The organism is Chitinophaga sp. G7 BAM 1005, from assembly GCF_057126945.1.
In genome coordinates this window covers 5,749,178-5,764,829 of record NZ_CP181478.1, presented here as the reverse complement: position 1 = coordinate 5,764,829, position 15,652 = coordinate 5,749,178, and the positions used below count along the sequence as shown (strand labels likewise).

The window sequence follows — 15,652 nt, the reverse complement described above, 5'->3', positions numbered from 1 at the left end:
TTGTAATAAATTTGTATCAGAAAGTAGGGAGGCGAAACCCTTTTTAAAAGACGCAGTAGGTTATTCCTACCGAGCCTTTAAGTCGGTGTCAGAAACAAATTTTCTCACATAAACTTAAAGGCTATGTCTTTTAAAAAAGCGCACCAGAGCATACAGAAGTCTCTCTGGACGTGGGCGAAATCCAGTTATGTTGGCGGCACAATGAAAGCGGTGCTCGCTGCCGCACGTCTTAACAACACCATTTCCGCAGCCGATATCGGTAAAGAAGCTGGCAAAAAGCGCACGCTTAAAGTAAATTACCTGCCACCGCAATGCGATGATGATGGTTCCTGCTCGGACAACGTTTGCGAACCTGGCTTAAAGGTTGAACCAACGCAAGCATATTTCACCCTTAATCAATGTACTGCATCCAAGGTGCTTACCATCCATCAGGATGATATGCGCGATTTGGACAATATCGGGGCTAATGAATGGGTTATGGCCCAGTTAAATGCTCGTTGGGCGACTGTCCGCAGAAAGTTGGAAGTTCAAATGACGGCTATCTTACTGGCAAATCGTGGTGTTCAACCGGATGGCTCTCCATCAAAGCTCATTAACCTCGTTGATCCCGCCACCGGCCGGGTACGCCCCGACGGCATTTTCGACCTGGAGCGCGCCTATATTGATGCTGAACTCAACGAACCATTCGTTGTGGGATCTGCACCAGTTTGGAACATTCAACGTCTTTTAAGTATTGCTGCTCCAAACGATTTGGGTCAGGATATCAATAAAGTGAGCGCAAACAACTGGTTCTATGATAAGAATCTGAATGGTGCCATTGGCAACAGCACAGAGAACCTTATCGCTTTTGATCCACAGCTTATTAAATTCCTGGCATTCAATTGGAACTTAGGCCGTTTTGCTACGGACCAGAAAGGCCTTGTTCCGGAACAAATGTTCCAATCTGGACCTGACTGGTTGTTTTCAACAATCAATGACCCTGCTACCGGTCTGTTATGGGATCTGGACGTAATCTTCGATAAGTGCACCAAGTCCTGGAATTTTCAGTTCCGTATCAACTGGGATATTTTCACGCTGCCTATGAATGTCTGCGGTATTCAGGGATTGAATGGTATCATGCAGTTCACTACCTGCCCTCCAACACCTGTAACCTGCCCTGAAGATGGTGTTCCCTCTGGCGGCACTGTGGCGGCTAAGGTCTATGAATACGATCCGGGCTTTGCATACCCGTTAATTGTGAATGATTTCACACTTAACGGCAGCACCTTCCGCCCGCAGGTGACCCTGGCCAATGATGCCGACATGACAGCTATGTTTAACCAATTCGGCGCCGGCTTCACGCTCAACGCAGGAAAGTTGAACTATACCGGTTATAGCGCAATCAGCGGCAAGATCAACGCTACCAACTATGCGTTTACGCCCGTAGCTGGATAATAACTTTCAACATTAAACAGGGAGGCTTCGGCCTCCCTTAATTCTTTCTGCATGTCTGATTGCCTTCAGGATATCGTTTCCATAAAAGATTTATGTGCAGGTGCTGTTCCGGTGAAATCATCCTCCGGATATGACATCTGGCAGGCGCCTGAAATAAAATATAAAGGTGTCGCAGCCATTACCGACGAGAAGTATGTAAGGGGCCGTAATATGCTCTTGAACGCACGTGATGTGGCGCTGCAGGAGGTACAAAGCGACTTCCTGAAAATGATACTCATGTCCGGTTATGGCGTGAATCCAGTAGTTGGATTTGTTGACACCGGCACGTTCAAACAGAACATTCAAAACCCGGCAGCGCCTCTAAATCGCGGTATATCTATTCATGCGGCAAAGCCATCAGCACTGCGAAAATTGAAGATCCATGAGGTACACGTTTTCCCCGTAGAATCAGTAGCGAGCATAGAACTAAAGTTGTGGGACAATGGAAATGAGCTTAGTTATCCGGTTCAACTCGTAGGCGGCCAGCAGAATACATTCCTGTTGGATTATACCGCCTCCGGATCAATCGTGAGGATCTACCTGGATAATACCGCACTGACCACCTACAGCAGCGCTCTTACCTGCTTAATCGGATGCGGGGGCACAATGCCCAATGAATGTGGTTACGTGAAGGGATGGAATGGTACCGGAGAGGTGAAATCAGAGGGCTTTGGCATCAATGCTTCTTTCAGTTGCGAGTGTGATTATACTCAGCTGCTTTGCTCCTGGAGCAAACAGTTCGTTGGTGAAATCGTCTGGTATAAGATGCGGGCGTTGGTTCAGCAGGAAAGGCTGTCCAGCGATAGGCTTAACAATTTTACCATCTACAACCGTGAAGAGGCAGAGAAAAAGCAATTAGAATTTGAAAACACCTACCGCCAAAAATGGAACGACTTTGCCGAAGTGCTTCCTAAGCTGCTAAAGAGCGTCCGTGATACCTGTCTCGATTGTAACAGAACTAAATGGGTAACAAACGTATGAGCCTTACACTGGAACAATATAATGAGAACTTAAAAAAGCTGGCGAATGATGCCGGCGAAAGACTTACCGAACGTGTTATCATGGTCGGCGCTGTTTCGCTGCTATCAACCATGCAGCTGAGAATCTTCCGGGATGGACTTGATAGTAGCGGCAACCGTATTGGCAGCTACAGTACAAAGCCTTATTACGCAACTAAAGACCAGTTTGTAAAGAAAAGCGCCTTTAAGCCGGGTGGGAAACGTGGCTATAAGGGACAGAAGCTGGTTAAGACTGGTAAAAAGACCTATAAGGTTAAGAAGGAAAAACTTTCTTCAATGTATCTGAAGCAAGGTTACCAGGAGTTCCGGGATATACAGGGCCGTCAAACAGGCACTGTAAACCTGATGATGCGAGGGGATCTCTCAAAATCATATACACTCCAGGCAAAGGAAAAAGAAGTGCTGATAGGCTTTAATGATGCGAAGGAATCCCTGAAACGGAAAGGATTGGAAGAACATTTTAAACAGGCGGCCAACTCCATTTTCCCCGCCACTGATACAGAGAAAGAAGGGTACAGCCGGGAGGTTATAAATGAACTTCGGATTGTTGAACAAGAAATAATTACAGGTGTATCACAATGATCAGTACTGACTTCATATTGCTCCGTGACTTCGTGTTAGATAAGAACCGGTTTTTCGACCGAGGTTTTGCCAATGTTTTCCTGGATGAACTTACCGGGCTTATCTACCAGGGAGAAGGAAGCGAAAAGTTTTGCATTGGCATGAATGATGAATTTGGTGATTATTTCTACATCAGGACCGAGGCCACCATCGACTACTCGGACAGTCGCCAGCAGCTTTCAGATAACAGTCGGGTTCTTGATGAAACATTGCGATGTTTCCTGGTGGCTATTGTCGATGATGCCAGGCCAAAAGAACTCGTACAATGGTTACTTAATACACTACTCTCATATGGCAAGGAAAGGATTCGTCCGATACGCTCGGTATATATCCGCGAGGTCGCGGTGGCAAAGGAACTGGCAAAGATCCGGAAAGAAGATATCCAATACGTTTTGGAGCATCTTAATGAACGGCAGGTAGTTTCTTTAGAATTTCAATTTACAACGCAGTTTGCCCGAATGCCGGATAACTGTCTTCCTAACCCTTGTAAACCTGAATGCTAATGTGTGGATGCAGAGTAACACGCAACCTGGGCTGTTTTGATAGCTGTGGCCCAATAACTACTGGAATATCTGCCACAGAGCCCGGTGCCTGGAAGGTGCGGGTTTGCTTCAATGGTGTTTGGTTGGAAAAAGAATTGGAGCTGGTGATTGGTGAGGAAATAATCATTCCTAATGATTATCCTGAACAGATCCTGTTAAAGATGCAGCTATTTACACCTGCAGGAAAACACTTCATGTTCAATACATACGGATTTACAAATAAAATAACACTTTCAGTATGATGGTATTTCTCTTTTTTACGCTCATTTTTTGGCTTGCTGTCGCTGGCTTTACGTTCATGCTCTGGGTGAGCATTCAACCCGGCAATTGGGCTGAGAACTGGCAAAAACAACTCCGTAAGTGGGATCTGGATGGAAAAGAATTTTTATATCGGGTAATGGGTGGCTGCCAGGTGTGCTTTTCTCATGCGATTGCCCAGGTATCATTCCTGTTTTATATCGTCTTTATTCTTTCGCTGGGGATATGGTCTTTCGGCATTGTGGGCAGCGTGATCTGGTACATCATCTATATATCGGTATGCACAAATTTGAATCTCATTTTTATAACAAAGCTCTATAAGTAAATGCTGATAGTTGACTGCTTGAAGAAGAATGAAGCGGAACTGGCTGGGTGCCTTACCGGAGTCGGCCAGGGCGCAATGCCTGGAGGCTCATGGGGCGATGTGCCGGCGGCGACCTGCAGCGACTATGACAGGAAAAGCATGATAGAATGTCTTACAGGAACCAGTGAAGGTTGTTGCTATGTGCTGGGGATTGGTGGCTGCAGCCTTAAAATTAATAACCAGGTAATAACAATTTTCTAATGGTTGATTGTGCGATAGAATTACGGGATTCGGTTAGTGTAGCCATAGGCTGCCCGGCAGATGATGCTACAATATTCGTCATCACTCCGGATGATTACTTGCGGTATAGCTGGCCGGATTTTCTGGCTTGTATTACGGCAGCAGTTCAGGAGCAAATCGCACCGACTGATGAAGAAATAATTATCGAAGCTGGTTGGGCAGGCAGAAACTACTATAGCAAACCAGAGCTGGCTGGCAAAAGATTCCGGTTATACCGCGATGGTGTCCTGATGAATTTAATACAGTATCGCCCTATCACTGCCGGCGGATGGGAACTATTGCAGGAAGGTGATATCCTGGAATTAGACCAGGTATTTACAATCGTAATCTACTAAAGTATGAAACGGATTATTACTATATTATTTCTTTTGTTTACAGCTGCTGCCTACGGCCAGCGAATAACCGATAATAATACACGGGTTGGGTTTCTTGAACTCCGCGCAAATGGCTGGTTCCATCTGCCGGAGGATACCGTTTTGAGCCCGTCTATAAATGCGAATCCGTGCCAGCAGGTTGCAAAAAAGAACGGTATCGTCTATACGTATGATTGTATTCTTCATAAGTGGGTGCCAATAGTTTCAAATGCTACAGTGGTGGATTCTGGTCGTATCTCAAACGATACGCTTTACCTACACAAAAACACCGGTGGTGAGATTGCCATTAAACTTGGCTTTTATACCACATCCCAGTCGGATGCCCGCTTCCTGCAAAAAGTCGATACGGCGAGCCTGAGCAATAGAATTAATGCGAAGGTGAACGTTTCTGATACTGCCAATATGCTCAGCAAATATTTGCGTAAAGGGGATACTGTCAGCCTGAGTAATAGAATCAACCTGGCTATTCCGCTTTCGCAAAAGGGGGCAATCAATGGCGTGGCGCCGATTGGATCGGATGGTAAAGTACCTGCAGCATATCTTCCTTCTGGAGCGCAAGTATATAAAGGCACCTGGGATGCCAGTACTAACACGCCCACTCTGGTCGATGGTACCGGTACGGCAGGATGGACATACCGGGTAACCGTAGGAGGAACACGCAATCTCGGTTCAGGCAACATAACTTTCGCAGCTGGCGATGATGTGATTTACAACGGCACTATCTGGCAACGCAACCCCAACGGTGCGACCGTAACGAGTGTAAACGGGCAGCAAGGTGCTGTTGTGCTGGCCACAGATGATGTCGCGGAAGGAGCAACCAACAAATATTTCACCAGCGCACGTGTGAACGCAGCGGAGACAGATCCTTCCGTTCCTGCAAATGTGAAAGCTATTACTGCTACCAATATTTCCAACTGGAATACGGCGTTTGGCTGGGGAAATCATGCGTCTGCCGGATATCTTACAGCAACAACAGGTGATGCGAGATATCCAGTATTGACTGGAAGTTACAGTAACCCATCTTGGTTAACATCTCTGCCCTGGTCTAAGATCACCGGGGCACCCGCTTTTATTACAGGAAATCAAACTATTACGCTCACCGGCGATATAACCGGTACCGGCACTACCGGCATTGCTACCACTTTACGTAATATTGGTACTGCCGGTACCTATACTAAGGTTATCACAGATGCGCAGGGGCGGGTTACATCCGGCACCGGAATTGACACTGCCGATATACCGAGTTTTTCAACAAAGGTGCGTCCCCTGCTTTCGGGTAGTGGGCCAATAACTTTCGGTAGCACCACCGGTGTTATCGGCTGGAATGGTACGACTACCAATGTCCCTGAAGGAACGAACTTGTACTGGACCAATGCCCGCGGCGATGCGCGGTATCCCCTTTTATCAGGTAGTTACCCAAACCCCAGCTGGTTAGCTTCTTTACCGTGGAGTAAGATCACCGGTACTCCTACGACTCTGGCCGGTTATGGAATCACCGATGCTGCACCTGGAAGCGGTTCTGGGAATTATATCCAGAATCAAGTATCAGCAGCACAGTCAGGAGCAGGTTTTTGGTCTGCTGGACCAGGTATTGCTAATAGATTTGTTGCAGTCAACCCTGTAGCGTCGTCATCTGGAGATTTACTAATGTATGAAGGATCCTCGATTGCCAGTACTAATATAAGATGGCGCTGGATACGATCTACCGGTGAAGCGGCTGGGAATGTTGGCAATAATTTATTGTTACAAAGCTTCGATAATACAGGAAATATTATCAGTACTCCTTTTAGCATTACACGCTCTACGGGAGTAGCGGCATTTAGCCAAATACCTACGGCAGGAGGGAATCCAGTATTTACCCAGGCCAATCATCCTACTGGTATAGCTACTAATAATACACTATCTGGCGCCACCGTGTTTGCCACCTTAAACTTTAATAGTGCTGGACATTATACAGGAGCCACTACCAGAAGTTTGACTCCAGCAGATATAGGAGCTGCACCAGCTGCTGCTTCTAGTAATTATATTCAGAACGGCACTGCCTTACAGACTACTTCTAACTTTTATATTAGTGGTAATGGTCGGATAGGCACAAATTTAATAGTAGATGGAGCTGCTTCAATTACAGGAGCCTCAACACATACGGGGTTGGGTTCTTTTGTATCTGGCATCAGCCTTACAGGGGGTACTTCAAACTTATTGAATTTTAATTCTGTCGGATCAGCCTCTCCTGCCTTTACCACAAGAAGCGCGGGAACAAAAATTGCCCTGTGGGGTACTGTTGATGCTACTCATGCAGGATACAATATAGGGATGCAAGGAAACGGGATATGGTTGAACCTTGACCAAAATTCTGCAAGTAATGCGCTTTCTATTTATGGCGGAACCACTTTAGTAAGTAGTTTAGATGGTCTTGGTAGTCAGCAGTGGAACGGATCTGCGAGATTCAAAGGTTGGGGTGGTCCTGCAAATAGTGGCCCTGCCGCGGAAGTAGGCGTACCTGGGGGATACGTGATTTTCGCGGGCATAGATCGAACCAGCACTGCAACCTACTATCCAACTACTTTGAGAGGTGGTAGCGGTACCGCAGATCCCAATGGAAAAGATTTTACAATCGATGCAGCTGGATATAAGTTCTCGGCCCTTTTAAATGCTACTTCAATTGGTACCAATGCCGGTGGCTACTTAGTTAATACAACTGCCAACTTCATTCAAAATCAAATAGGGGCCGATCAATCAGCTAATCTACGAATATCAGGGATCGGGATTGCTGATGCTTTCGGTACAACTGCCGTTACAGGAACAGCAGATATTACAATTCACACAAACACCGGTTATGGTGACGGTTCTGCCAATCGTAGATGGTCATTATTCAAATCGACAACAGAAGCTGCCGGTAATGTGGGAAATGATTTTAACATTGGCAGGTATGATAATTCAGGATCGTACTTAGGTTCGCCGTTGACCATTGCCCGCTCTACTGGAGTGGTTACGATGCCTTCGGGAGTAATTACACAATCAGTTTCAAGCCCTACATCAACGGATTTGTTATTCAATGTCGCTGCTGGTGGGGATGCTTTCAGATTTAATGTTGGTGGTAGTGAGAAAGTAACAATAAGTACTGATGGCATTCTTAGTATAGGAAATTCGTCACCTTCTACAGGACGGTCTTCTCCGTTACAAGTACAAGGTAATATATGGGCAACAGATGCTTACATACTGGGTACGGGAACTGCTCCAATAGGTGAATTTGGGTTGTCAGGTTCAGCGGATGTTTTCGTAAGAACTATGGGTACAGGTAATGTACTCTTTCAGACTAGTGCAGGTACAGTTAGGGCAACTGTGAATGGGACAACTGGAAATTTTGAAGTTACTAATCAACTTAAAATTTCTGGTGGCTCACCTGGCGCTGGTAAGGTTTTAACCTCGGATGGTGCTGGCCTGGCTACATGGTCTGCCGGGAACGTGAAGGCAGTTAGAGTAATAACAGCAAGCTATACGGCAACTGTTGACGACTATACGATAATCAACCGTGCAACAACTGGAACGCCTGTACTAACCTTACCAGCGGCTTCAGCGAATACAGGGAGAGAATATGTAATAGTCGATGAGGCTGCGAATGTCACATCAAATGGCTTGGCGTTCTCTCCCGGAGTTGTTTTTAGAGGGACATCTTATACAAGTTGGGTTAATGCCGCATTATCTGCCACTACCAGAATAACGGTTCAAAGCGACGGAACAAACTGGATTATAACGAGTCAACCATAAAAATTAAAAACTAACGAATGAAAGATCAAATCATTACGGAAGTACTTGGCGGTATCGCCCTAATCCCTTTTCTGGTAGCCGTATTATACGCTTTCGTGGGAGCGGTTTTGAATACGCTTTTAAAGGCTAATCAACGCGATGTTCACAGTTCTGAAAGTCCAACGCAGTTCAGTTACAAGTTTCTCATCCGTGATAACTGGAAGAAGATTGTGATCAGCACTATTTTGATCTTTATCACTATCCGATTTTCACAGGAACTTTTGGGACAACAGCTTACCACATATCTGGCTTTCCTGATTGGGTTTTCCGTGGATAGGCTGGCCGGCCTGATTAAAAAACTTGACAATAAGTAACAATGGACATACGCGAAGTACGATTAAATATTATTCAGGTTGCCATCGTAATCATTCAGACGGTGGCCGTAGTTGGATATATTGGCAGACAGGCAAGTAAGATCGATAACGTCGGTGAATCTACGGCGCGAATAGAGCGAAATCAGGAAGTGCAGGCAGCCGACAATAAGATCTGGAAAGCAAAGATTGAGGCTGATCTCGCCGATCTGAAAGTACGAACTGCACTTTTAGAAGCAAAAGTTAATACCTACGTAAAATGAAGTATTTATTAATCATAGTCGCGTTATTGGCCGGCTGCAAGTCTGCAGAGAAGCTTGCATCAGAACAGGCACAGAAGGAGCGTGATTACCTGCGAGCCCTTCAGGGGAGGTATGCGGATAGCAATTACATATCCTTTCCTATCACCATGCCGGGAGGAGTGGCCCAGCTCCGGTTGCAGGCCAACTGTCCAGACTTTGATTCGGGTACCGTAAAAAGCAAGGGCGGACAGCTCACCATACAGGCGCCATGCCCTCCAGTTACCGTGAATGCGGACAGTATAATCCGGAATAGCAATGCCTATGGGGCGATGCTGATCGCGCGCGGTTTGGCAGACATGAAGGCGGACAGTTTGTTGCGGGCGAATGCTGTTTTACAGGCGGAAAGGGATAGGTTTCAAAATCAGCGAAACACCGCATATTGGTGGCTTTTCGGGATTGCTTCCGCAGTTGGAGTATGGGTGATCATAAAGTTCAAAACCGGAGCTATATCGGGCTTAATTAAAGGAATATTCAAATGATGGAGCTAACAAATGTAATAGCAGCTGAACTACCCATTCGGATACAACGCATGGGAAGTCTGAGCTTCGCCTTCGAGTTTTATGAAACTGATGAAGGTGATCCGGTTGACCCCACGACACTTGTAGATGTGCATATGGCCGTCGAAAGCTGTTCCGGACAGGTTGTATTGAAATACAAAATAGGCGAAGGGTTTACAATCCAGACTGCCCAGGAAACTGGCCGTAAGGTTTTGGTACTGGACAAGAAATATACGGAGGATAATCTGCCTCCTGGACGCTACCAGTATGATATGCTGGTGATTCAGAACGCAGATGATGCCTGTATTTGCCTGAAAGGGCCATTGGTGTACGTTGAAAATATATCAGAATGATTACGAAAGTTGTTATAGCACCAGCAATACACGTTGGTTCTGGTGGATCTATCGGGGATATGACCATCGCTATTTATGATACAAATAGCGATGGCATAGTCAATGATTCTGACGAACTCGCCGGCTCTCCACCAGCGTATTACCTTGATAGGGCCAATCATAGCGGTAGCCAAGCTGCTGACACTATGATCCAGGACCCAACACATCGTTTTTCCACTGACACCGAGAAGGCATCGTGGAATGCAAAGCAGGCGGCTTTAGGGTTCACACCGGAAAACCTAGCTAACAAAGCTACGACCCTGTTAGTCCCCGATAACACGAAGTATCCGACCACGCAAGCGGTTACTGAGGCAATTGCTGCAGCAATTGCAAACCTGATTGCCTCGGCACCTGGTACCTTGGATACCCTGAATGAAATTGCGGCTGCCCTGGGTGATGATCCGAATTTTGCTGCAACAATTACCCAGGCCCTTGCCGGTAAAGTAGATAAGATTGCCGGAAAGAGCCTGTCTACGAACGATTATACCACTGCTGAGAAAAACAAGCTGGCAGGACTCAGTAACTACGATGATACGTCCCTGCAGGCAGCCGTAGCGACATTGGAAGCTGATCCGACAACAAAGAGTTATGTTGATGCTGGCTTGGCTTTAAAGGCCAACGCTGCAGATGTGCATCCGGTACAGGTTTTTGAGCAGGAAGAAGAGCCAACGGGCGGAACATACCGCGCCGGTGATATCTGGATACAACCATAAGCGTAATGAGCAATCTAAAAATAAACACAGGTACCATCTGGGCAGATGCCATCAACCGTAGTGCAAAGATCTACGACGGATCGGCATGGATACCATTAAAGAATGGTGATCATGTTCGTGGCTCCTCCGGATGGGTGGAAATTATTTCTGGTGCGCCGACCCCGCAGCAATTCTTCGGCACCGGTGGTCCGAATGATAATATCTACGATAGCCTTACTGGCCGCCGAACGTACACGCTTATACCGGCTGGTTATACTGGAGCCGTTCCAACGGCGCTGAATATATTTCTACATGGCGCCGGCCAGGTTGGTACAAATATAGAAGATGTCCTGCAGGATGGTTTACCGCAGGTTATTTCGGAAACGGGACAACTGATGAAGTGCCTTACTGGCTCCCCGCAGCTTACCACGGGTGGGTGGAGTGAGTATCTGGAAGCGATTGTAAAGGCAATAAATTACTATAAGACCTATTACAATGTCGATTCCAATAAAATCTACCTGACAGGATTGAGTAATGGTGCAGAAGGGGTAATTGCATACCTGATCGCCCACAATATCGAGATTGCCGGTTATTGTATCAGTTCTCCGCCGACAAACGGCGCCAGCGCAAATGCAGCGTCAATAAAGGACATTCCCGGCTTTTGGATGGTAGGTTTGTCGGATTCTACAGTCGGAGTAGGAAACACCAGCGGACCATTAGCAGCCCTATTAGCACAAAACGGCCGAATCTCGCCGTTATCGAGGTTCCCATTTGGGGCTGATCATAGTAGAGCTGCCTGGAATGCATATCTGTTAAACTTCGCCACGGCGGGTTGGAATTTCGAGGACTGGCTGTTACTCCATAGTTTGATCCGCGAAGATGAAGCTGGCAACTATGTTCAGCGCGCCGAAGATTCCCAGGATTATTTTCACTACCTGGAAGCCACAAAGATCGTGAACGCACTTTCTCCCAGCTCAGAGAAAACGGCATTATTATCCAGGTTGTCCGCGCTTCAGGCTTTCCATGAAACAGGCAAACAACGTATCCTTCTGTCATTTGGAACCTCTACCTATCCGGCCACCGGGAATTACAACCAAATCACAAGTACTGCCAGCGGATCTACTGTTTCTAACCTGGTAGATATGGATGGCAACCTGACCGGTGTTTCAATCACGTTTGGATATACCCAGTGGGATGCAGATCTACCTGGCCAGCCTGGATCATATCACGGATTCGATAAAGGCGTATTTGCCGAGTCACGCAGGATCTATGCCGGTAACACATGGTCATTCACCGGAATGAACGACAGCGCCACATACCGAATTGACATTATGCCTTATTACAAAACGGAATCGGGAACTGCACATTTCGGGATAACGGGTATCATTGGCGGCATTACAAAAAACTCCCTGGATGATGTTTACAACGTTATGGATTATCTCACCTGGGACGCCCTTCAGTCATCTTCGGGAACAATTCAAATGACACTTAACGCGCAATACCCCGGAAGTAGCAACGACGGTGGTTTATGTGCAATTATGCTAACAGAAATATTATAATTAAAAATGAAACTCAAATTACTTGCTTTGCTACTGTTATGTAGCCTTATTGCCTCAGCGCAGTTTACAATTTTTCAGAGCCCGTCCACGCAATGGGCGTTGCCGGCCTTTCCATCCAACACTGTTGTGTATACCCCAAAAGAATACCAGGACAGCGCGCAGAAGTATTATCCAACCATTATTTTTTTCCACGGTGTTGGAGAAGCTGGGAAAGACGTTAGCCGGTTGACAGGAAGTTATTTGCTGGGTAGAATCAAAAACGGATGGGAGCCGCAGGCAGTTAATCCAATCACGGGTAAGGTGGAAAAATTCATTGTTGTGGCCATGCAGGACGCCGGTGGCTGGTCACCATATCCCTCAGCCATGCGATATGCATGGAAATTCATTATGTCTAACATGAGGCTACGGGTTGATACCAACAGGATCTATACCACTGGATTGAGCGCCGGCGGACAGACTGCTATGATGTATGCAAATTGGGATGAATCGTTTGCGGGGAAGATAGCCGCAGTCGCGAGCCTTTCTCCTGCAGCTCTGGAACAATCAGCTGTAAAAAACCTTCCCCTGTTCGGTAAATACAATACACCGGTATGGTTTATTTCGGGAAATATGGACGGGTTTACTGATAATGCTAAAGCATATACTGCCAGCATCAATGCTACAGGCGGAAATGCCTTTACAACGGTTTATTCCGGCGGCCATGGGGGATGGGATGCGATATACAACGGATCAATCACTCGGGAGTTAAACGGTAAAAACCTGAACGTGTTTGAGTGGCTTTTGACTAACGCTCGGGGCCCGGTGACTCAGCCACCGGTGGTAGGTCCACCAGTAGACACCATACCGGTACCCGGTAGAAAATTGATTGCGACCCTGAAAGTCTATGACAACGGGGATATTGAAAAACAATAGCCATGAATAGAAACGATAAGATAAGTACATTCATAAAGCTCTATTTCGCTGCTGCAGTGAAGTCCTGGAGAGAAACAAAGCAGCCAGTAACCTTTGTGCTGGGTGATGCCGGCCTGGAAAGCGATTGGGGCAATAAGGCCCCACAGAATGCGTTTTTTGGCATCAAGGCTGGCAAAGGCTGGAAGGGAAAGAGGCAGCAGCTGCCCACACAGGAGGTTTTCCCGGATAGCAACAGATCCCTACACCAATTCCCCGCTGTTCACAGGATTGTGCAATTTAAAGATGCCGATGGGAAGACCATGTACCGGTGGTATGTGGATGATTGGTTCCGGGCCTATGACACAGCCGCGGAGGGATTTGCGGATCATGGGAAATTCCTACAGGAAAACCCACGTTACTCACCAGCATTCAAATTTACCGATGCACATGAATTTGCAACTGCAATAGCAGCTGCAGGCTATGCTACAGAGCCGACCTATGCTGAACTGCTTCACGATTGCATTGATTCGGTAGAGAGGAGATTGTCCATGTTAGGGTTAACCGTACCAGCTTAAAAGTTCAGGGCTTTACGGATTCCCGTAATAGTGTGTTATGGGAATTAGGGAACTTTACGTTATTATGAAACATAGTTTACATAATACAATCACGGCAGGGTATTTACCCAGCCGTTTTGTTTTTCACCTGACACTGGTCACGCAAAGCTGTTTCTTATACCTTTTATCCTATTTTGTTTCCTGGCGTCGTTTTTCTTATCATATACCTGCTGCAGCATGTCGGTGCTGGTATGAGCGTTCATTTCCGCAACTGCTTTTTCAGCCTGTTCAATTCCTATTCTACCTTCTAAGGTATCCATGATTTCGGTGGAATGAAGGTGCTTAATATCATAGAATCGCTTCTTAATGCCCAGGCCATTTGTTTTTCTAATCTTCCCATTAACCACTTTCATTTTATCGGTAATTACCCACCGGTGCCAGCGCCTGCTTATTGTTTCAGGGTTAATTGCTGTAACATTGGGTTGCAATCCTTTCCCAAAAAGGTATGGATCGGTAGCATGCTGGCTGGAAAGTTTCCGGTAATGTGTACACTCTTTAAGCATCTCCTCCCATAGCGGTAAGGCTATGTCTTTTATGGTACGCCAAACCCATACCCATTTCCGGCCTTTCATAATCAGGGTTTTGAATCGCTGCTTCTTTAAGTCTACATGGCTTTCTTTAACCCGAAACAACTCGGTGGATCTTGCGCCAGAATGGAAGAAGGTTTGCATATACCGCCAATATGTATAGCACTTTTCGTACAGGTGGGTATCAACAAGCTTCCTTTCTTCGGCCGTCAACACATCATGAATCGAGTCTGTCCTATCTTCAGCGCCATCCAATGTTTTTACATCTCCTTTGGTTTCTTTTTCAATCGCAGATAGCGGATTATGTTCGGCTGCCTCTAACTTAATTAGCTGTTTAAAAATAGCCATGAGATAGGCCCGGTACATATTTTGCCTGTTGACTGAGAATCTTTCATTCAATTCTCTGCACTTTTCAAAAATCCTAACAAAGTGCTTACGGCTTACATCCCGAATAAAAAGGTTATCGATGCCCAATGCCTTCGCTGCACGTTCAGTACCATTGATTACCGATTCAACATCACGTAATGCCTGGGGGACATAGTTTAAACGCTTTTTCCCTACCCTGAGAGCCTCTATAAATAGGGTTTGAGGTGTAACCTCATCAGTGGCCATTATGCCAGCTTTGGGCGCCGTATTGATCTTTTTTGTTATCGGGTTGTAATTGTAGGTGTCCAGCAGCTTTAGTGCTTCCTCGAGGCGTAACCTGGTTTCATTTTGCCTTTCTTCCAGCACTTTAATATCATTCATGCCGCGAATTGATATAAGCATGCCGTTGGGATGTAGGTCTTTATACAACGGATCGAAGTACCGATACCATATGTACCAGCTCTTTCGCATAGAGCCTTTTTTGGTGTGCCAATTTGTAGGGTAAACGGCAATGGGTGTTCTGTAACAACCATTCAGTAGCATTTTTCTTTGATTCTCGGGTGCTGAAATTGGTTTCATGCAGCAAAATTTAAAAGGATTAACTGTTAGAGGCAACTGTTAGAGTTTGCCGTATTTTGCTACAAATAATAGAGAGAGAAATTAACCGGAAACACTTAATGGGTAAGCGTTTCCGGGAAAGTTGCCTGACCTGGATTCGAACCAAGACAAACAGAGTCAGAGTCTGTCGTACTACCGTTATACTATCAGGCAATAGCAATTCAGGACCGCGAAATTATGACATT

Annotated in this window: 16 protein-coding genes and 1 tRNA gene; 15 read left to right on the top strand and 2 right to left on the bottom strand. The window is 46.2% G+C overall.

The genetic code is table 11. The features are described from left to right. Positions 1–123 precede the first annotated feature (123 nt). The 15 genes from ACMXI2_RS22890 to ACMXI2_RS22820 all read left to right on the top strand — a co-directional run bounded on the left by ACMXI2_RS22890 (position 124) and on the right by ACMXI2_RS22820 (position 13,917). Complete coding sequence (locus ACMXI2_RS22890) at positions 124–1,434, top strand: hypothetical protein (protein WP_483778374.1); 1,311 nt, start codon at positions 124–126, stop codon at positions 1,432–1,434. 51 nt (positions 1,435–1,485) lie between these two features. After that, complete coding sequence (locus ACMXI2_RS22885; protein WP_483778373.1) at positions 1,486–2,454, top strand: hypothetical protein; 969 nt, start codon at positions 1,486–1,488, stop codon at positions 2,452–2,454. Beyond that, complete coding sequence (locus tag ACMXI2_RS22880; protein WP_483778372.1) at positions 2,436–3,074, top strand: hypothetical protein; 639 nt, start codon at positions 2,436–2,438, stop codon at positions 3,072–3,074. Before ACMXI2_RS22885 ends, ACMXI2_RS22880 begins: the two co-directional genes overlap by 19 nt. After that, the gene (locus ACMXI2_RS22875) at positions 3,071–3,616 is read left to right on the top strand and encodes a hypothetical protein (RefSeq protein ID WP_483778371.1); all 546 of its coding nucleotides are present in this window, start codon (positions 3,071–3,073) and stop codon (positions 3,614–3,616) included. The genes ACMXI2_RS22880 and ACMXI2_RS22875 overlap by 4 nt, the downstream gene beginning before the upstream one ends. A gap of 277 nt (positions 3,617–3,893) precedes the next feature. After that, entirely contained in the window at positions 3,894–4,238 is a 345-nt protein-coding gene (locus tag ACMXI2_RS22870; protein WP_483778370.1) for a hypothetical protein, read from the top strand. Between the two features lie 239 nt (positions 4,239–4,477). After that, on the top strand, positions 4,478–4,852 hold the full coding sequence (locus tag ACMXI2_RS22865; RefSeq protein ID WP_483778369.1) for a hypothetical protein: 375 nt from the start codon (positions 4,478–4,480) through the stop codon (positions 4,850–4,852). A gap of 3 nt (positions 4,853–4,855) precedes the next feature. Continuing rightward, the gene (locus ACMXI2_RS22860) at positions 4,856–8,659 is read left to right on the top strand and encodes a beta strand repeat-containing protein (RefSeq protein ID WP_483778368.1); all 3,804 of its coding nucleotides are present in this window, start codon (positions 4,856–4,858) and stop codon (positions 8,657–8,659) included. Positions 8,660–8,676: 17 nt separating this feature from the next. Further along, positions 8,677–9,012: a hypothetical protein gene (locus ACMXI2_RS22855; protein WP_483778367.1), complete on the top strand. Its 336-nt coding sequence runs from the start codon at positions 8,677–8,679 to the stop codon at positions 9,010–9,012. Between the two features lie 2 nt (positions 9,013–9,014). Further along, on the top strand, positions 9,015–9,272 hold the full coding sequence (locus ACMXI2_RS22850; protein ID WP_483778366.1) for a hypothetical protein: 258 nt from the start codon (positions 9,015–9,017) through the stop codon (positions 9,270–9,272). Next, the gene (locus ACMXI2_RS22845) at positions 9,269–9,790 is read left to right on the top strand and encodes a hypothetical protein (RefSeq protein WP_483778365.1); all 522 of its coding nucleotides are present in this window, start codon (positions 9,269–9,271) and stop codon (positions 9,788–9,790) included. Before ACMXI2_RS22850 ends, ACMXI2_RS22845 begins: the two co-directional genes overlap by 4 nt. Continuing rightward, a complete protein-coding gene (locus tag ACMXI2_RS22840; RefSeq protein WP_483778364.1) occupies positions 9,787–10,161 on the top strand; it encodes a hypothetical protein in 375 nt (124 codons plus the stop codon). Before ACMXI2_RS22845 ends, ACMXI2_RS22840 begins: the two co-directional genes overlap by 4 nt. Then, positions 10,158–10,913, top strand: a complete 756-nt coding sequence (locus tag ACMXI2_RS22835) for a hypothetical protein (RefSeq protein WP_483778363.1) — start codon at positions 10,158–10,160, stop codon at positions 10,911–10,913. Before ACMXI2_RS22840 ends, ACMXI2_RS22835 begins: the two co-directional genes overlap by 4 nt. Before the next feature lie 5 nt (positions 10,914–10,918). Next, positions 10,919–12,451, top strand: coding sequence for a carboxylesterase family protein (locus ACMXI2_RS22830; RefSeq protein ID WP_483778362.1), 1,533 nt, complete (start codon positions 10,919–10,921; stop codon positions 12,449–12,451). A 6-nt stretch (positions 12,452–12,457) separates the two neighbouring features. Further along, positions 12,458–13,363, top strand: a complete 906-nt coding sequence (locus ACMXI2_RS22825; RefSeq protein WP_483778361.1) for a carboxylesterase family protein — start codon at positions 12,458–12,460, stop codon at positions 13,361–13,363. Between the two features lie 2 nt (positions 13,364–13,365). Then, a complete protein-coding gene (locus tag ACMXI2_RS22820; RefSeq protein ID WP_483778360.1) occupies positions 13,366–13,917 on the top strand; it encodes a glycoside hydrolase family 73 protein in 552 nt (183 codons plus the stop codon). Positions 13,918–14,054: 137 nt separating this feature from the next. Here the strand turns inward: ACMXI2_RS22820 and ACMXI2_RS22815 are convergent, their stop codons facing one another. After that, entirely contained in the window at positions 14,055–15,428 is a 1,374-nt protein-coding gene (locus tag ACMXI2_RS22815; protein WP_483778359.1) for a hypothetical protein, read from the bottom strand. A gap of 121 nt (positions 15,429–15,549) precedes the next feature. Then, positions 15,550–15,620: transfer RNA gene (locus ACMXI2_RS22810), tRNA-Gln, on the bottom strand. Positions 15,621–15,652: the final 32 nt, after the last annotated feature.

What these genes read in the sequence shown, in the direction of transcription:
- ACMXI2_RS22815 (WP_483778359.1), bottom strand. Translation starts at nt 15,428, where the DNA reads ATGAAACCAATTTCAGCACCCGAGAATCAAAGAAAAATGCTACTGAAT.
- ACMXI2_RS22820 (WP_483778360.1), top strand. Translation starts at nt 13,366, where the DNA reads ATGAATAGAAACGATAAGATAAGTACATTCATAAAGCTCTATTTCGCT.
- ACMXI2_RS22865 (WP_483778369.1), top strand. Translation starts at nt 4,478, where the DNA reads ATGGTTGATTGTGCGATAGAATTACGGGATTCGGTTAGTGTAGCCATA.
- ACMXI2_RS22825 (WP_483778361.1), top strand. Translation starts at nt 12,458, where the DNA reads ATGAAACTCAAATTACTTGCTTTGCTACTGTTATGTAGCCTTATTGCC.
- ACMXI2_RS22855 (WP_483778367.1), top strand. Translation starts at nt 8,677, where the DNA reads ATGAAAGATCAAATCATTACGGAAGTACTTGGCGGTATCGCCCTAATC.
- ACMXI2_RS22870 (WP_483778370.1), top strand. Translation starts at nt 3,894, where the DNA reads ATGATGGTATTTCTCTTTTTTACGCTCATTTTTTGGCTTGCTGTCGCT.
- ACMXI2_RS22880 (WP_483778372.1), top strand. Translation starts at nt 2,436, where the DNA reads ATGGGTAACAAACGTATGAGCCTTACACTGGAACAATATAATGAGAAC.
- ACMXI2_RS22890 (WP_483778374.1), top strand. Translation starts at nt 124, where the DNA reads ATGTCTTTTAAAAAAGCGCACCAGAGCATACAGAAGTCTCTCTGGACG.
- ACMXI2_RS22875 (WP_483778371.1), top strand. Translation starts at nt 3,071, where the DNA reads ATGATCAGTACTGACTTCATATTGCTCCGTGACTTCGTGTTAGATAAG.
- ACMXI2_RS22850 (WP_483778366.1), top strand. Translation starts at nt 9,015, where the DNA reads ATGGACATACGCGAAGTACGATTAAATATTATTCAGGTTGCCATCGTA.
- ACMXI2_RS22840 (WP_483778364.1), top strand. Translation starts at nt 9,787, where the DNA reads ATGATGGAGCTAACAAATGTAATAGCAGCTGAACTACCCATTCGGATA.
- ACMXI2_RS22885 (WP_483778373.1), top strand. Translation starts at nt 1,486, where the DNA reads ATGTCTGATTGCCTTCAGGATATCGTTTCCATAAAAGATTTATGTGCA.
- ACMXI2_RS22845 (WP_483778365.1), top strand. Translation starts at nt 9,269, where the DNA reads ATGAAGTATTTATTAATCATAGTCGCGTTATTGGCCGGCTGCAAGTCT.
- ACMXI2_RS22830 (WP_483778362.1), top strand. Translation starts at nt 10,919, where the DNA reads ATGAGCAATCTAAAAATAAACACAGGTACCATCTGGGCAGATGCCATC.
- ACMXI2_RS22860 (WP_483778368.1), top strand. Translation starts at nt 4,856, where the DNA reads ATGAAACGGATTATTACTATATTATTTCTTTTGTTTACAGCTGCTGCC.
- ACMXI2_RS22835 (WP_483778363.1), top strand. Translation starts at nt 10,158, where the DNA reads ATGATTACGAAAGTTGTTATAGCACCAGCAATACACGTTGGTTCTGGT.